Source organism: Rhizobium fabae (assembly GCF_003985135.1).
GTDB classification, from domain to species: domain Bacteria; phylum Pseudomonadota; class Alphaproteobacteria; order Rhizobiales; family Rhizobiaceae; genus Rhizobium; species Rhizobium pisi.
This window is the reverse complement of sequence record NZ_ML133647.1, coordinates 395,152-410,826: the sequence shown is the minus strand read 5'-3', so window position 1 is coordinate 410,826 and position 15,675 is coordinate 395,152. Positions and strand designations below refer to the sequence as shown.

General features: G+C 62.6%; 16 protein-coding genes and 1 riboswitch. Of the genes, 13 read left to right on the top strand and 3 right to left on the bottom strand.

Annotated elements, in window-relative coordinates; translation table 11 throughout:
- The first annotated feature begins 180 nt into the window (after positions 1–180).
- From EFB14_RS07855 to EFB14_RS07795, 13 genes are all read left to right on the top strand, one after another.
- Positions 181–1,845, top strand: coding sequence for a S8 family peptidase (locus EFB14_RS07855; protein WP_126824230.1), 1,665 nt, complete (start codon positions 181–183; stop codon positions 1,843–1,845).
- An 8-nt stretch (positions 1,846–1,853) separates the two neighbouring features.
- Positions 1,854–3,179, top strand: a complete 1,326-nt coding sequence (locus EFB14_RS07850; RefSeq protein WP_126824227.1) for a hypothetical protein — start codon at positions 1,854–1,856, stop codon at positions 3,177–3,179.
- Positions 3,180–3,267: 88 nt separating this feature from the next.
- Positions 3,268–3,364, top strand: a riboswitch (TPP riboswitch).
- A gap of 49 nt (positions 3,365–3,413) precedes the next feature.
- Positions 3,414–4,217 carry a hydroxyethylthiazole kinase gene (thiM, locus tag EFB14_RS07845; RefSeq protein WP_126824224.1) on the top strand — a complete coding sequence of 268 codons (804 nt, stop codon included), beginning with the start codon at positions 3,414–3,416 and terminating at the stop codon, positions 4,215–4,217.
- Positions 4,214–4,849, top strand: a complete 636-nt coding sequence (gene thiE / locus EFB14_RS07840; protein WP_126824221.1) for a thiamine phosphate synthase — start codon at positions 4,214–4,216, stop codon at positions 4,847–4,849. The genes thiM and thiE overlap by 4 nt, the downstream gene beginning before the upstream one ends.
- Positions 4,846–5,655 carry a bifunctional hydroxymethylpyrimidine kinase/phosphomethylpyrimidine kinase gene (gene thiD, locus EFB14_RS07835; RefSeq protein ID WP_126824218.1) on the top strand — a complete coding sequence of 270 codons (810 nt, stop codon included), beginning with the start codon at positions 4,846–4,848 and terminating at the stop codon, positions 5,653–5,655. The genes thiE and thiD overlap by 4 nt, the downstream gene beginning before the upstream one ends.
- Positions 5,656–5,873: 218 nt before the next feature.
- A complete protein-coding gene (locus EFB14_RS07830) occupies positions 5,874–6,353 on the top strand; it encodes a GNAT family N-acetyltransferase (RefSeq protein WP_126824215.1) in 480 nt (159 codons plus the stop codon).
- Between the two features lie 24 nt (positions 6,354–6,377).
- Positions 6,378–7,400 carry a glycoside hydrolase family 3 N-terminal domain-containing protein gene (locus EFB14_RS07825; protein ID WP_126824212.1) on the top strand — a complete coding sequence of 341 codons (1,023 nt, stop codon included), beginning with the start codon at positions 6,378–6,380 and terminating at the stop codon, positions 7,398–7,400.
- 41 nt (positions 7,401–7,441) lie between these two features.
- Positions 7,442–9,088: an ABC transporter substrate-binding protein gene (locus tag EFB14_RS07820; RefSeq protein WP_126824209.1), complete on the top strand. Its 1,647-nt coding sequence runs from the start codon at positions 7,442–7,444 to the stop codon at positions 9,086–9,088.
- Positions 9,089–9,146: 58 nt separating this feature from the next.
- Positions 9,147–10,124 carry an ABC transporter permease gene (locus EFB14_RS07815; protein WP_126824206.1) on the top strand — a complete coding sequence of 326 codons (978 nt, stop codon included), beginning with the start codon at positions 9,147–9,149 and terminating at the stop codon, positions 10,122–10,124.
- Between the two features lies 1 nt (position 10,125).
- Positions 10,126–11,004: an ABC transporter permease gene (locus EFB14_RS07810; RefSeq protein ID WP_126824204.1), complete on the top strand. Its 879-nt coding sequence runs from the start codon at positions 10,126–10,128 to the stop codon at positions 11,002–11,004.
- The gene (locus EFB14_RS07805) at positions 11,001–11,804 is read left to right on the top strand and encodes an ABC transporter ATP-binding protein (RefSeq protein WP_126824201.1); all 804 of its coding nucleotides are present in this window, start codon (positions 11,001–11,003) and stop codon (positions 11,802–11,804) included. The genes EFB14_RS07810 and EFB14_RS07805 overlap by 4 nt, the downstream gene beginning before the upstream one ends.
- Positions 11,801–12,700, top strand: coding sequence for an ABC transporter ATP-binding protein (locus EFB14_RS07800; RefSeq protein WP_126824198.1), 900 nt, complete (start codon positions 11,801–11,803; stop codon positions 12,698–12,700). Before EFB14_RS07805 ends, EFB14_RS07800 begins: the two co-directional genes overlap by 4 nt.
- A gap of 71 nt (positions 12,701–12,771) precedes the next feature.
- A complete protein-coding gene (locus tag EFB14_RS07795) occupies positions 12,772–13,449 on the top strand; it encodes a spermidine synthase (protein ID WP_126824196.1) in 678 nt (225 codons plus the stop codon).
- Positions 13,450–13,595: 146 nt separating this feature from the next.
- Here EFB14_RS07795 and EFB14_RS07790 read toward each other — a convergent pair whose 3' ends face one another.
- The 3 genes from EFB14_RS07790 to EFB14_RS07780 all read right to left on the bottom strand — a co-directional run bounded on the left by EFB14_RS07790 (position 13,596) and on the right by EFB14_RS07780 (position 15,650).
- On the bottom strand, positions 13,596–14,390 hold the full coding sequence (locus EFB14_RS07790; RefSeq protein WP_126824193.1) for an HpcH/HpaI aldolase family protein: 795 nt from the start codon (positions 14,388–14,390) through the stop codon (positions 13,596–13,598).
- A 62-nt stretch (positions 14,391–14,452) separates the two neighbouring features.
- A complete protein-coding gene (locus EFB14_RS07785; RefSeq protein ID WP_126824190.1) occupies positions 14,453–14,653 on the bottom strand; it encodes a hypothetical protein in 201 nt (66 codons plus the stop codon).
- 91 nt (positions 14,654–14,744) lie between these two features.
- The gene (locus EFB14_RS07780; RefSeq protein ID WP_126824187.1) at positions 14,745–15,650 is read right to left on the bottom strand and encodes a choline sulfate utilization transcriptional regulator; all 906 of its coding nucleotides are present in this window, start codon (positions 15,648–15,650) and stop codon (positions 14,745–14,747) included.
- Positions 15,651–15,675: the final 25 nt, after the last annotated feature.

Here is a 15,675-nt window from a genome sequence, read left to right as displayed (position 1 = left end):
TCAGCGCGCGCCGTCGAAGAAAAGAGCTTTTTCGACGTTCCCACCATTCAAGGTTAATCAGCAAACCTCCGACAAGCTGTGTATGCAGCCACTTCCCACGAATACAGAGATGTATTTTAGAAATGCATTGCACCCACGGTTGCCGCTGCTATTCTTCCCGAAAAGGGAGAGGACAGCCGCATGGCGAAACGGCAGCGACCGGCCCAGCCCCGAACCGAAACCGGGGACAGCATTCAGGAAAACCTGGTCAAGACCCGAATCGGGGGCGATCTCTCGTCGTTCATGAAAGGCGATCCGGACCGCCCCAGGAGAGCCAGCAAAACTCCTGAGCGTTTCGATGTCGTCGTCGAATTCAATCGCGATTTTCCCGGCGGCGTGACGGCAGCGCGGCAGCTTTTGTTCGAGGCATATCTGCTCTACCTCGACAGGATCGGCGCGACGGATGAAAGCAGCAATCTGCGGCGTTTCGGCATGTCGGCACCGCTCGGCATGCCTGCGGTCTCCGATGACAGCAGGCTCGATCTCTCGCAGATCTTTTCGAATGGCAGCAGGATTGCCGCCAAATCGCTCTGGACCGACAGCTACGTTTTCGCGACGCTGACGCGGGACGCCATCGGCCGGCTGTCGATCTGGACAATGCCCAAGAGCGACGACAAAAAGAAGAGCGACGGCAAGCAGAGAGATATCCCGCTCGTCTACAAGATCTGGCTCGATCACGAGATATCTCGCTGCGTCTATGAATCCATCAGGACGATCAAATGCGATGCAGCGCAGGCCTCTTTTGCGGCCAGCGGAAAGGGCGTCGTCTGGGCGGTGGCCGATACCGGCATCGACAAGAACCATCCGCATTTCTCGACATTGAAAACGCTCGAATTGCCGGATGGCCTCAGCCATTGGGATTTTACATCTGATAATCCCGATCCGGCCTCCGCACCCGCAACGGCGCTGACCGACGCCGCCGGGCATGGGACTCATGTCGCCGGCATCATCGCAGGCCGCACGTCCATATCGGAAAACCCGACGACGCAAGGGGTGGAGAAAATCTCTGTCACTTCGGAAATACGCAACGAGGACGATACGAAATCACAGGTCACCGACGAATATCAGGGCGTGATCTCCGGCATGGCGCCCCATTGCAAGCTGATGAGCCTGAAGGTGCTCATCAACGACAGGCAGGGGAGACTGAGCAACCTGCTGGCCGCCATCAATTACGTCCAGCGTTCGAACGATTACGGGCGCAACATCAAGATTCATGGCATCAACCTCAGCCTCGGCTATCCCTTCAACCCGGTGTGGTTCGCGGCAGGGCAGAGCCCGCTCTGCGTCGAGGTCAACAGGCTCGTCCGCTCGGGCGTCTGCGTCGTCGTTGCGGCCGGCAATGCCGGCTATGGCACGGTGTTGCAATTTTCCGGAGCGCCGGAGCGCGCCGCCCATAGCGGCACGATCATGGACCCCGGCAATGCGGCGCTCGCCATCACTGTGGGGTCGACACATCGCGATATGCCGCACACCTATGGCGTCTCCTATTTCTCCTCGAAGGGACCGACCGCCGACGGTCGCATGAAGCCCGATCTCGTCGCTCCAGGCGAGCGCATCATTTCCTGCGCGCTCTACGACCGCGACAAGCCGGGAGAGGCACCGTTCCGGGAGGATACCGGCACGAGCATGGCCGCGCCGCACGTTTCCGGCGCGATCGCCGCCTTCCTGTCCGTCCGGCGCGAATTTCTCGGCCAGCCGGAGCGCGTCAAGGAGATCTTCGTCGGCGCTGCGACCGACCTCAAGCGACGGCCGGAGTTTCAGGGCGCCGGCCTGCTCGATCTGATGCGAACGCTGCAAGCTGTGTAGGAGGACACATGGAAACGCTTGGACCCTCGCCACTTCTATGGCTCGAATTCGACAAGAACGGCGCGATCGATCCCGCGTTGACGGCAAAGCTCGCTGTGCTGCTGAACCAGCCCGATATGACCGATCTGGTGGTCATGTCGCATGGCTGGAAGAACACCAAGGACGATGCCCGCACGCTCTACGGAACGCTCTGGGCGAATGCCTGTAAAAATCTTACGCCCGACAAGGCGCGCCGCACCGCGATCACCGGCGTCGTTTGGCCGGCCAAAACCTATCGCACCGATTTCGACGAAGAAACGCTGGTGACGGCTGGCGGCGGAGCCCAGGCAGCCGACGGGACAGCGGCAGCCCTCAAGGATCTCGACGACGAGGCTTTCAACCAGGTGCTGGCCGATTTCGAGGATCTCTTCGGGCCGGATGGCGTCGCCACGGCCGAAAAGGCGCGGGCCGCAGCCAAGACTCTCGATGAAACGACGTCGCTCTTCCTCGTCAGGAAAGGCAATGAGGCGCTCGGTTCTCCCGGAGCAGACACGGAACTCCAGGCGGATGTCGAACCGATTGCGCTCGCGACCGACGATGCCACCAGCGCCAGGGTGCTGATGGAAGGCCTCGTCCCGGCGCCGACCTTCAATCTTGAAAGCCCGGTCGGCCAGGCGCAGGGCCTAGGCGACGTCGTCTCCAGCCTGATCTCCGGCCCAAGAGCCGCCGTGGCGCGGTTTCTGAACCAGTTGACCTATTACGAAATGAAGAACCGCGCCGGCATCGTCGGCGAGGCGTTGACGAAACGCGTGCTGTCGAAGCTCGTGCTGCAACGGCCGATCCGCCTGCATCTCGTCGGCCACAGTTTCGGCGCCCGGCTGGTCTCGGCGGCGGCGAACAGGCTCGCGCCGGTCCCGAAGCTGGAGTTCTTCTCGCTCACCCTGTTGCAGGGCGCCTTCTCGCACAATGGCTTCGCCAAAGAGATCAAGCCGGGCCTTGCCGGCGCCTTCCCTGAGGTCGTCGGCAAACCGACCGGCCCGATCTGCGTCACTCACACCCACAACGATCTCGCCTGCACGCTTGCCTATGCGCTGGCTTCGCGCCTGTCGCGCGATATCTCCAAGAGCATCGGCGATGCGAACGACGCCTTCGGCGCGATGGGAGCAAACGGCCCCCAGCACCTGAAAGCCGGACAGGCCGTCGCGGACGATACGGACACCGTCTTCGCGCCGCAGGCCGGCAAGGTGAACACCTTCTTGGCGGACAAATACATCGTCAAGACGGCGACCTCGGATGCCCATAACAACGTGAAGAACGAGGATGTCGGACGGTTGCTGGCAAAGATCGTCGGCTGATCGCCTTTCGCAAATTAGCCGCACTGCACGGTCGCAGAATTGTCGTTTTCGGGGTGACATGCGCCCCGTTCTCTGCAAAATAGAGCCTGATGAGAGACAGGGGCGTCCGTCGAAAGACGGGCTGAGAAGCACCCTTCGAACCTGAACCGGATCATGCCGGCGGAGGGAGTCGCTCGGGGTTGCGGCTTGCCCGCACGAAGCGCCCCGTGCCTGCCCCCGCCTGAAAGGGGCAATATGCAGACCGAGACCACGCCAGGAATGATGCTGAAGGCGATGCGCGAAAAGCCGCCGCTCGTTCAGTGCATCACCAATTACGTCGCCATGAACATTGCCGCAAACGTCCTGCTTGCATCAGGCGCCTCGCCGGCCATGGTGCATGCTGCGGAGGAAGCCGGCGAATTCGCCGGGATCGCAAACGCGCTGACCATCAATATCGGCACGCTCTCGACGCAATGGATCGCAGGCATGCACGCGGCTGCAAAGGCGGCGAACGCAGCCGGTAAACCCTGGGTTCTCGATCCGGTCGCGCATTACGCCACGGCGTTCCGCCGCAGCGCTGTTGCCGGTCTCCTGGCGCTCAACCCCGCCATCATCCGCGGCAACGCCTCCGAGATCATCGCACTTGCCGGCGGAGAGAGCCGCGGCCAGGGCGTCGACAGCCGCGATCCGGTCGAACAGGCGGAAGAGTCTGCGCGGCGGCTCGCCGAGCGGCAGCGGGCGATCGTCGCCGTCACCGGCGCGGTGGATTTCGTGACCGATGGTGAAAGGGCGGTCCGCGTTGCGGGCGGATCGGCCTTGATGCCCCAGGTCACCGCACTCGGCTGCTCGCTCACCTGCCTCGTCGGCGCCTTCGCTGCGACCGCGCCCGAGGATCTCTTCGGCGCGACTGTCGCAGCTCTCGCAACTTTCGCCGTCGCCGGCGAAGATGCAGCGCTGGGTGCCGCCGGCCCCGGCTCCTTCTCCTGGCGCTTCCTCGATGCGCTGGCTGCAATCGACGCCGAAACGCTCGACGCGAGGGCAAGGATATTGCCCGCATGAAGCGTTTCGACCTTTCGCTCTATCTCGTCCTCGATCCTGATCTCTGCGCCGGGATCGGCATGGTCGAAACGGCGCGCCTTGCCGCTGCCGGCGGGGCGACGATGGTGCAACTGCGCGACAAACATGCCGGCACCGCCAGCATGATCGAGACCGGCCGTGCCTTGAAACAGGCGCTCGATGGGACCGGCGCCCTCCTGATCGTCAACGACGATGTCGAGGCGGCGATCGCCATCGGCGCAGACGGCCTGCACATCGGCCAGGAGGACATGGATGCGCGCAGAGCGCGAACGATGATCGGCCCCGATATGATCCTCGGCCTCTCGGTCGAAACCGAACCGCTTGCCGGCGCCGTCGATCCCGATCTCGTCGATTATACCGGCGTCGGGCCGGTGTTTGCGACACCGACCAAGGCCGACCACAAGCAGCCGATCGGTTTTGATGGCCTTGCAAGGCTGGTGAAGACCTCGCCGGTGCCGTCGGTTGCCATTGGCGGGCTCAAGGCGGGCCATGTGGAGCAAGTGTTTGCCGCAGGCGCCAGGGGACTTGCGGTCGTTTCCGCCATCTGCGGCGCGCCCGACCCCGAAGCGGCCACGCGCCGCATCGCTGCCGAAATCCGAAAGGTTCGTCCATGATCCGCAACGTTCTCTCCATCGCCGGCTCCGATCCCTCGGGCGGCGCCGGCATCCAGGCCGATCTCAAGGCCTTTTCCGCCCGCGGCGTCTATGGCATGGCGGTGGTGACGGCGCTGACGGCGCAGAATACGCAAGGGGTGAGCGGCGTGCATCTGGTGCCGCCGCAATTCGTCGCCGACCAGATCAATGCCGTCTTTGCCGATGTGCGAGTCGATGCCGTCAAGATCGGCATGATCGCCAATGCCGGCATTGCCGAAGCCGTCGCCGCGGCACTCGCCGGCCATCGCGACATTCCGATCGTTATCGATCCCGTGATGATCGCCAAAGGTGGAGCTGCCCTGCTCGCGCCGGAAGCCGTCGACGTGCTGACCCGCCGGCTGTTGCCGCTCGCAACCCTTCTGACCCCGAACCTTCCCGAAGCCGCCGCCCTGCTGCACCAGCCGGTTGCGGCCAACCGCGCGGAGATGGCAGCGCAGGCCGAACAGCTGCGGGCGCTTGGCCCGGCCGCCGTGCTGGTCAAGGGCGGCCATCTCGAAAGCGATGAAAGCCCCGACGTGCTGGCCACGGCCGACGGCTTGCATTGGTTCGAAGCCCGACGCGTGCCGACCAAGAACACGCACGGCACCGGCTGCACGCTCTCCAGCGCGCTGGCCGCCGAACTCGCCAAGGGCGCCTCGGCCCGGGAGGCTGTCGCCATCGCGAAGGAATACCTTGCCGGCGCAGTCGCGGCTGCCGGAAGTCTCTCGGTCGGCTCCGGCCACGGCCCGGTGCAGCATTTTCATGCGCTGTGGAAAGACGGCGAATAAGCGCGCGCCCAGCAAACATACCGCCAATCGAAAACGGCCCGGCCCTCCCGGGCCGTTTTTGCGTTCGGCACCTACTTTGCGTTGAAACTGCAGTTGCAGCAGCGGGTAGTCCCTTTGACCCTTTGAAAAACCTTGTTGACAAGCCCGGTCAGATGGCCAAGTCTATAACATTAAAAGGGGATACATTCCGCAATAACGGAATATCGGAGGAGTGACAGGTGCCAGACCTGCTTGTGAGTTTATATTCCACCAAGCTCGCCGAACTGAAACAAAAGGCCGACGATGTCGGCGCCTCCATCCGTCCGGCGCTGCCCCCGGAACTGCATCTCGTCGTCGGCTGGGTTCGCGAACGGTTCAGCGAGAACTGGGCGAGCGAAGTCTCGGTTGCTTTCTCCCGCCAGCCTGTTGCCTGCCTGATATCAGTCGAAAGCGGCAAGCTGCTGGGCTTTGCCTGCTATGACACCACCGCACGGGGCTTCTTCGGTCCGACCGGAGTCGCCCCGGAAGCACGAGGCAAAGGTATCGGACTCGCCCTCTTTTCAGCCTGCCTTCAGAGCATGAAGACGCTCGGGCATGCCTATGCCTTCATCGGCGATGCAGGCCCGGTCGATTTCTACGCCAAGACCGCAGGCGCAATCGTCATCCCCGCCCCCGACAGGGGCATTTACGAAGGCATGCTGAGAAGCGCGCCGAAATGATCATCTGATACCGGAGTTACAGAATTGTCCTCGACCCCGCTCGCCCTTTTCGTCGGCCTTCCGAACCCTGTCATCTCGGATGATGAATTCGCTCTCTTTCGCGACACCAATCCGCTCGGCCTCTTCGTCGGCCGGCGCAATCAGCGCGAACCCGAGCAGACGAGGCGTCTGATCGACCGCTTCCGCGAAGCCGTCGGCCGCGACGACGCACCTGTCTTCACCGACCAGGAAGGCGGCCGCGTCCAGCATCTCGATGCCGGCCCCTGGCCGCTCTTCCGCAGTTTCGGCCAGTTCGCCGAACTTGCGCGCCGTGATTTCGATCTCGGCAAAAAAGCGCTGCGCCTTTCCTCCCAGGCCATGGGCGCGATGATGACGGAACTCGGCCTATCCAGCGGCTGCTCACCCGTTCTCGATCTCGTCTTCGAGACGACGAGCGCGGTCATCGGCGCCCGCTCCTTCGGCCCCGATCCCGACTTCATCGCAGCCCTGGGCCGCGAGGTGGTCGACGGCCTGCTCGAGACAGGCAACATGCCCGTGATGAAACATATTCCCGGCCATGGCCGTGCGACGCTCGACTCTCATAAGGAACGCCCGGTCGTCGATGCCAGCCGCGAGACGCTCTCCGCCACCGATTTCAAGCCTTTCGTCGCGCTGAAGGATACGCCCTGGGCCATGGTCGCCCATGTCGTCTATTCGGCTTACGACGCGGAGCTTCCCGCCTCGATCTCGCCCGTCATGCGTGACGTGATCCGCAAGGACATGGGCTACGAGGGTGTGCTGATCTCCGACTGCATCTTCATGGAATCGCTGCAGGGCACCCTGCCGGAGCGCGTCCGCCAGGTGCTCGACGCAGGCTTCGACATCGCCCTCCACAGCCATGGCGACGTGAGGGAAAGCGAAGCTGCCGCCAAGGCCGCAAGCCCATTGACGGACGCCGCCCTCAAGCGCATCGCCGCCGGCAAGGCCCGCCTCGGCAATCTCAAGATCGATGTCCGCGCCGCGCACCGGCAAGTTGAAGCCATGTTTGCAAGCGCTCTGGTCTCCTGACCGGCACCTCATCTCTCACCACATAAAAAGGGGAATAAGACATGAAAAAATATCTTCTTGCCGCCGCCGCGCTGACGCTGCTTTCGGGGTCCGCCTTGGCGCAGACGGTCCTGACGGCGAATATCGAACCGGCGACGACCTGGGTTCGCAACTTCAACCCGTTCAACCAGACCTCGGCGCGCCAGTCGACGCTCGACTTCATCTACGAGCCGCTGGTCATTTTCAACCGATTCGACAGCAACAAGCCGGTCTATCGCCTGGCCGAAAGCTTCAAGCTCTCCGACGATCTGAAGAGCATCGAATTCAAGCTGCGCCCGAACCTGAAATGGTCTGATGGCAAGCCGCTGACTTCTGAAGACGTCAAGTTCACCTATGACTACCTGAAGAAGTTCCCGGCGCTCGACTTCGTCAGCATCTGGACCTTCGTCACCGACGTCCAGGCCGTCGACGGCCAGACGGTGCGCTTCACGCTCGCCAATCCGAGCTCGCTTGCCGCCGAGCAGATCTCGCAGTTGCCTATCGTTCCGGAACATGTCTGGAAGGATGTCGCCGATCCCGTCACCTTCGCCAACGAGAACCCGGTCGGAAGCGGCCCGCTGACGGAAGTGCCGCGCTTCACCGGCCAGACCTACGATCAGTGCCGCAACCCGAACTATTGGGACAACGAGCATCTGAAGATCGATTGCATGCGCTTCCCGCAGCTTGCCGACAACAACCAGATGCTGACGGCAACGGCCGACGGCACGCTCGACTGGGGCGTCTCCTTCATTCCCGATATCGACAATGTCTATGTCTCCAAGGATCCGGAGCATTTCCACTACTGGTATTCGCCGAGCAGCATGGTCGCCTTCCTGTTCAATCTCGAAACATCGAACGAGAACAACAAGAAGGCCTTCAACGACCTGAAATTCCGCCGCGCCGTCGGCATGGCGCTCGACCGCAAGACGATGATCGATGTCGCAGGCTACGGCTATCCGACGCTGAACGAAGATCCGGGGCTGATGGGCGAGCTTTACAAGAGCTGGGCCGACCCGTCGGTCAAGGCAGACTTCGGCAAGTTCGCGACCTATGACGCCGACGCCGCCAAGGCGCTGCTCGACGAAGCGGGCTACAAGGACAAGGACGGCGACGGTTTCCGTGATAACCCGGATGGTTCGAAGATCTCATTCTCGATCATCGTCCCGAACTCCTGGACGGATTGGATCGACACCGTCAACATCGCCGTCGAGGGCATGCAGGCGGTAGGTATTGACGCCAAGATCGAAACGCCGGAGGAAGCCGTCTGGACCGGCAACCTCATCAACGGCACCTTCGATGCGGCGATCAACAGCCTGCCGGCATCGGCCTCGCCTTACTATCCCTACAAGCGCGCCTTCAGCGCTTCGGACAAGGGAAAGACGCGCTTCACCGCGCAGCGCTGGTTCAATCCGGAGGTCGAGAAACTCGTGACCGAGTTCACCCAGACCGCCGACCTTGCCAAGCAGAAGGAAGCGATGAACAAGGCGCAGCGTATCGTCGCCGAAAACATGCCCGTCATTCCGGTCTTCAACAATCCGAACTGGTATCAGTACAACACCAAGCGTTTCACCGGCTGGTCGACCAAGGAGAACCCCTTCGTCAATCCGTCGATCTCGCGCACCAATCCGGCACGCCTGCTGAACCTCCTGGCCCTGGAACCTGTAAAGTAAGCAGCATGATCTCCGGAAGCGGCGTAGAAAACGCCGCTTCCGTTACGACGGAGTTCCTATGGCTTTCCTGCTTCGCCGCCTCGTCTTCTACATGGCAGCCTTTATCGCGGCAGCGACGATCAATTTCTTCCTGCCCCGCTTGATGCCGGGCGATCCCGTACAGATCATGTTTTCGAGCGCCGGCACCGAATTGCCGCCGGAAAGCCTGCAGGCGCTGAAGCTCGCTTTCGGCTTCGTCGATGGCCCGCTCTGGCAGCAATACCTCACCTACCTCGGCAGCATCTTCACCGGCGATCTCGGGCGTTCGATCAAGTATTTCCCGCTGCCGGTCACCTCGGTGCTCGGCCATGCCCTCGTTTGGACCGTCGCCCTGATGGGAACGGCGACGATCGTGAGCTTCGCGCTCGGCACCTTCCTCGGTATCGTCGCCGCCTGGCGCCGCGGCAGCCGGTTCGACGTCGTCGTCTCCGTCGGCGCGATCTTCGCGACCTCGGTACCGGCAGTCGTCACCTCGCTGATCGTGCTCTTCATCTTCGGCTTCACGCTCGGCTGGTTTCCGAGCGGTTATGCGGCCGATCCCTCGCTCGATCCGGCCTTCAGCCTCCAATATATCGGCAGCGTCGCCTATCATGGCATCCTGCCGATGGTGACGCTCTGCACCGTGCTGATCGGCGGTTTCACCGTCACCATGCGAAACAACATGATCAACCTGCTTGGCGAGGACTATATCGTCATGGCCCGCGCCAAGGGCCTGTCCGACCGCCATGTGATGCTCTGGTATGCTGCCCGCAACGCACTGTTGCCGACCGTTTCCAGCCTTGCCATCGCCATCGGCACCATCCTCGGCGGCTCGCTGGTGACGGAGGTCGTCTATAACTATCCCGGCCTCGGCAACATTCTCTACCAGGCGATCCTCGCCCGCGACTATCCGGTCATCCAGGGCCAGCTCCTGATCATGACGGCGACCATGCTGATCGCCAATTTCATCGTCGACGTCAGCTATATCTTGCTCGACCCTCGGCTGAAGGGAGCGTGAGATGAAGAGCCTGCTTCGAAACCGCAAGGCGCTCACCGGCCTCGTCATCATCGCCTTCATTCTTATCGTCGCGATCGCAGCCCCGCTGCTCACGCATTACGATCCCGCCGCCCGCACCGGGCGGCCGCACCAGCCGCCATCGCTCGACCACATCCTCGGCACGACCCGCATCGGCCAGGATGTATTCGCCCGGCTGATCTATGGCGCCCGCACCTCGCTCGCCGTCGGCTTCGGCGCTGGCCTGCTGATCACGGTGGTCGGCACCGCGCTCGGCATCATCTCCGGCTATCGCGGCGGCAAGACGGACGAGGTCATCAGCTTCTTCACCAACATGGTGCTCGTCGTTCCGAATCTGCCGCTGCTGCTGGTGCTCGCCGCCTTCATCGGCCAGGCAAGCCCCCTCGTCATCGCCCTCATCCTCGGCGCCACCTCCTGGGCCTGGGGCGCACGCGTCACCCGCGCCGAAACGCTCTCCGTCAAGCAGAAGGATTTCGTCAAATCCGCCGAGATGATGGGCGAGCCGCAATGGCGCATCATGACATTCGAGATCTTTCCCAACGTGATTTCAATCGTCGGCATCAATTTCATCGGCAGCGTCATCTTTGCTATTATCACCGAGGCGACACTGGAATTCCTCGGCCTCGGCGATCCCCGAGCCATCTCCTGGGGCACCATGCTCTACAATGCGCAGAAGGCTTCGGCGCTTTCGGTCGGCGCCTGGTGGGATATTCTGACTCCCTGTTTTGCCCTCGCCTTTCTCGGCATCGGCATGTCGCTTCTTAACTTCGCCGTCGACGAGATCGCCAATCCGCGTCTGCGCACCGGCAATCATTTGAAGCGCTGGTCCTTGCTCGTCCGTTCCGGGGAGGGCCGCCTGTGACGCAGCCGCTGCTTTCGGTGAGAAACCTCACCATCGACTATATCGGCGAAGAGAAGGATTTCCGCGCCGTCAACGATGTCAGCTTCGACGTCGCGCCCGGCGAGGTCTTCGGCCTTGCCGGAGAATCCGGCTGCGGCAAGAGCACCATCGCTTTTGCCATCAGCCGCCTGCACAAGCCGCCGGCGCTGATCCGCAAGGAGAGCCGTATCCTGCTCGACGGCCGCGACGTGCTCGGCCTTAATCGGGAGGCGCTCGCCGCTTTCCGCTGGCGCGAGGTCGCCATGGTCTTCCAGAGCGCCATGAATTCGCTGAACCCGGTGCTGCGCATCGAGGCGCAATTCTCGGACATGCTGCGCACCCACAAGAACATGAGCCGCGCCGAAGCCCGCGAACGCACCGCCGAGATGCTGCGGCTCGTCGACATCGCGCCGGACCGCATGCGCGATTATCCGCATCAATTTTCCGGCGGCATGCGCCAGCGCATCGTCATCGCCATCTGCATGGCGCTCGATCCGAAGCTTGTTGTCATGGACGAGCCGACGACGGCGCTCGACGTCGTCGTCCAGCGCGAGATCCTGCAGCGCATCAACGAGCTGCGCCGCAGCTTCGGCTTTTCCGTACTCTTCATCACCCATGATCTCGGGCTGATGGTGCAGTTCTGCGACCGCATCGGCATCATGCTATCAGGCCGGCTGGTGGAGCAGAACTCAGCCGAGGCGATCTACAGGACGCCTGAGCACGATTACACCAAAAAGCTCTGGGCCTCCTTCCCCTCGCTGCATGGAGGCGTGCTGCTATGACCGACGCCATTCTTGCGCTCGACCAGGTGACCAAGACCTTCGGCCATGGTTCCGGGGCCGTGCATGCGGCGCGCGGCATATCGTTTTCCCTGCATGCCGGCCGGGCACTGGCGCTCGTCGGCGAATCCGGCAGCGGCAAGACCACCTGCGCCCGTATGGCGATGCGCGAATATCTGCCGACCTCGGGCCGGATCCTCTACAAGGGCCGGTCCGTGGAGGCAGCGAAATCCGCCGAGATCGCCCGCTACCGCCGCTCGGTGCAGATGATTTTCCAGGACCCCTTCGCCTCGCTCAACCCCGCTCATACCATCGCCCATCATCTCCGGCGGCCGCTGAAGCTGCATCGCCCGGAAATCAAGGGAGCCGAGATCGACGTCGCGGTCCGCGAACTGCTGCAGCGCGTCAGGCTTGATCCCGATCTCGTCGCGCCGAAATATCCGCATGAGCTTTCCGGCGGCCAGCGCCAGCGCGTCAACATTGCGCGTGCCTTGGCTGTCAAGCCGGAAGTGATCGTAGCCGACGAACCGACTTCGATGCTCGACGTCTCGGTGCGCCTCGGCGTGCTGAACCTGTTGAACGAGATGAAGCAGGAGATGAATCTTGGCCTGCTCTACATCACCCATGATATCGCCACCGCCCGCTACGTCGCGGAGGATATCGCCGTGATGTATGCCGGCCAGATCGTCGAATGGGGCAGCGTCGGCAAGGTGATCGACAATCCTCTGCATCCGTATACCAGGCTACTGCTCTCGGCCGTGCCCGATCCCGACGTCCGCTTCGAAGACCCAAAAGCCCGGCTGAGGCCCGACGAGGTCGAGGATATCCGCCGCCGTTCGGCCACGCCGCAGGACGAGATCGTCGAAGTGGAGCCGGATCATTTCATGCGGATGGTCTGAGGCCGCGTTGCTGGCCTCGCTCTTTGCCCTGTGCTAGGGCACGGTTCCTTCTCACACGAGGCCAAGCCGTCATGCTGCCCTGGATACAACTCGATTCCGCGATCATTCCCGGCGAAGACGGAGAATTGCGGCTGAAACGGCGCGGCGACGAGTTCTCGATTATGCTCGGCGCCAACGAGCTTATGAACAGCCGCCTCAGCGGTTCCGAGGAAGCGCTGGCGACCCTTTCCTGGGAGCGGATCAAAACACATCCGAAGCCGAGGGTCTTGATCGGAGGGCTCGGTATGGGCTTTACCCTGCGCGCCGCTCTCGCCGTTCTTCCCGAAGATGCCGGCGTCACCGTCGCCGAATTGGTGCCAGCCGTCGTCGCCTGGGCACGCGGGCCGATGGCCGAAGTCTTCAAGGGCTGTCTCGACGATCCCCGCGTCGGCATCCACCAGGGCGATGTCGGCGAAGCGATCCGCGCAGGCAAGGCCGCCTATGACGCCATCCTGCTCGACGTCGACAACGGCCCGGACGGCTTGACCCGCAAATCCAACGACCGGCTCTACGACTTCGCAGGCCTTCGCGCCGCCCGCGACGCCCTGCGCCGCGGCGGCGTGCTCGCGGTCTGGTCGTCCGGCCCCGATCCCGATTTCACGCGGCGGCTCAAGGACAGCGGCTTTTCTGTCGACGTCATCAACACCCGCGCCAACCGTAAACGCGGCGCCCGCCACGTCATATGGTTCGCCGTCAAATCGGGCGGCTGATGGGCTGCCCTGAGAGACGTTTCAGGCGGCGTCTGTCTGCGGCTCGCCGCCCGCGTCCTGTCCTCGGAACGCCTGCAGCATGAGGTCGAGAAGCTCTTTGGTCGGCTCGCTGCAGAAGATGGCAGTTTCACTCAGTCGGGCATTGCTCAGCTTCCTGAAGCGATCCTGCGCGCGGCATTGATGGCGCGGCGGGCGCCGGCGCGCAGTTGCACTGTCTCGGCGCCGGCGATGACCAGATCGAAGCCGAATTTCAGCAGTTCGCCGGCCCGCTCGCCGTCACCGGCATAGGCACAGGCGAACTTGGCGTGGGCGCGGCAACGTGCGACGGCATGCTGCATGGCGCTGTCGATTTCGGCGGCGTTCGGCGCTACCTGATCACCATTCGACAACGCAATCGAAAGGTCGGCAGGACCGATGAAAATGCCGTCGATGCCGGTCACGCCGAGAATGCCGTCGATCGCATCGAGCGCGGCGCGGGTTTCGACCATGGCGATGGCGACGGTGAGGTCGTTGGCGCCCTTGAGATAGTCATCGGCCGAGAGGCCCATATGGTTCAGCGCCAATGACGGCCCCCAGCTGCGCTCGCCGAGAGGCAGATATTTGGTGGTCCTGACCAAGGCTCTCGCGTCCTCGGCCGAATTGATCATCGGCGCGATGATGCCCGAGGCACCGGCATCGAGCAGCCGAGAGGCGGATGCGAAATCGCCGACGGGAATGCGCGCGATAGCCGGCTTGCCAGCAAGACGCACCTGAGCCACGGCGTTTGCCGCCGCCGGCATATCCCACATGCCATGCTGCATATCGAGCACTACGGCATCGAAGGCCTCCTGCGCAAGATGGTTGACGAGCATGGCGTCGGGAATACCGACCCAGGCTGATATCATGCCACCCTGGTGCTTCCTGATCCGGTCGGCAAAACCATCGATTTCAGCTGCGCTCATGCCATTCTCCTTAATTCGACTGGCCATCAACGGCCGGATTGCTGCCAGACGGCAGCAACAATTCATCCTCTTCGGCGCAGCCGTGAGATTATGACCATCACGGCGATGCCCGCCGCCGCCAGGATAGAGCCCCAAAGCATCCAGATCGTTTGGGCGATCATGAAAGACGATGCCGGATAGGGAAAATAGCCGCTTCCCTGTCCGATCCAGATCAGCCCAAGAATGACCATAAGCAGGCCGATGACAGATCCGATCGTTCCCATGTTCAAGCCGCCTTCGCTGTAGATTCGCTCCCACAATGTCGGTCACCGTCGTCGATGACAAGGCTTCTTCTGTGGGGAAACGCATCTGGCCCTAAGCGCTCCTTCCCATCTCATCGACCAGCCAGGCGCTCAGCCTTTGGCTCTGAGCGCTTGGAGATCGCGGCGGCATCAACCAGTAGCCGCGATCGCTCGCCGCAAGCGGCGGACCGGCTTCCACCAGCATGCGCGCAGAAAGAAGCATATCGACGAGACCCATCCAGCCGAGCGCCACGCCCTGCTCGCTCAAAGCGGCCTGAACAACCAGCGAGTAGGTGTTGAAGCTGATACCGCCGCCGGTGGCGTAGGCGCCTGGGATAGCCGAGAATTCGGCAAAATAACTGCGCCAGTCGAACCAGGGCGACGGCATCGATGTGTCGAGATGGATCAGTCTCGCCTCGGCAAGCTGCGCTGGATTTTTGAATGGTCCGTTGCGATCGAGAAAACCTTGCGTGCAGACGGGTACAACCTTTTCCGGCAGCAGAAGCCTACCGACAGCACCGAATTCCGCCCGCGTCCCGAAAACGATCGCGACATCCGCATCGTCGCGAAATCCGACCTCGACCCTTTGCGTTGCGACGATCTGTATATCGGTTTCGGGATGCACAAGGCGAAAGCCGTCCATGCGCGGGATCAGCCAAAGTGCTGAAAAGGCATAGTCGGTTCTGAGCCTGATGACCGGCCTTTGGGCCTCGAGACGGAAACTGCGGGCGAGCGCATCGATGTTGCCCACCGCTTTGGCGGCGACGTCTAGAAGCCGCTCGCCCTCCGCAGTCAGCTCAACGCCGCGATGCCGGCGGTGCAGCAGGCTGACGCCGAACTGCTCTTCCAGCCGGCGGATCTGATAGCTGACGGCAGGTTGCGTGAGCCCGAGACGCGCTGCCGCCGACGAAAAGCTACCGCGGGTTGCGACCTCGACGAAGATGCGCATCCATCCAAGCTCGGGCTGATGGTCTGGCATAAAAATTCCTTTAGTCACCCATCGA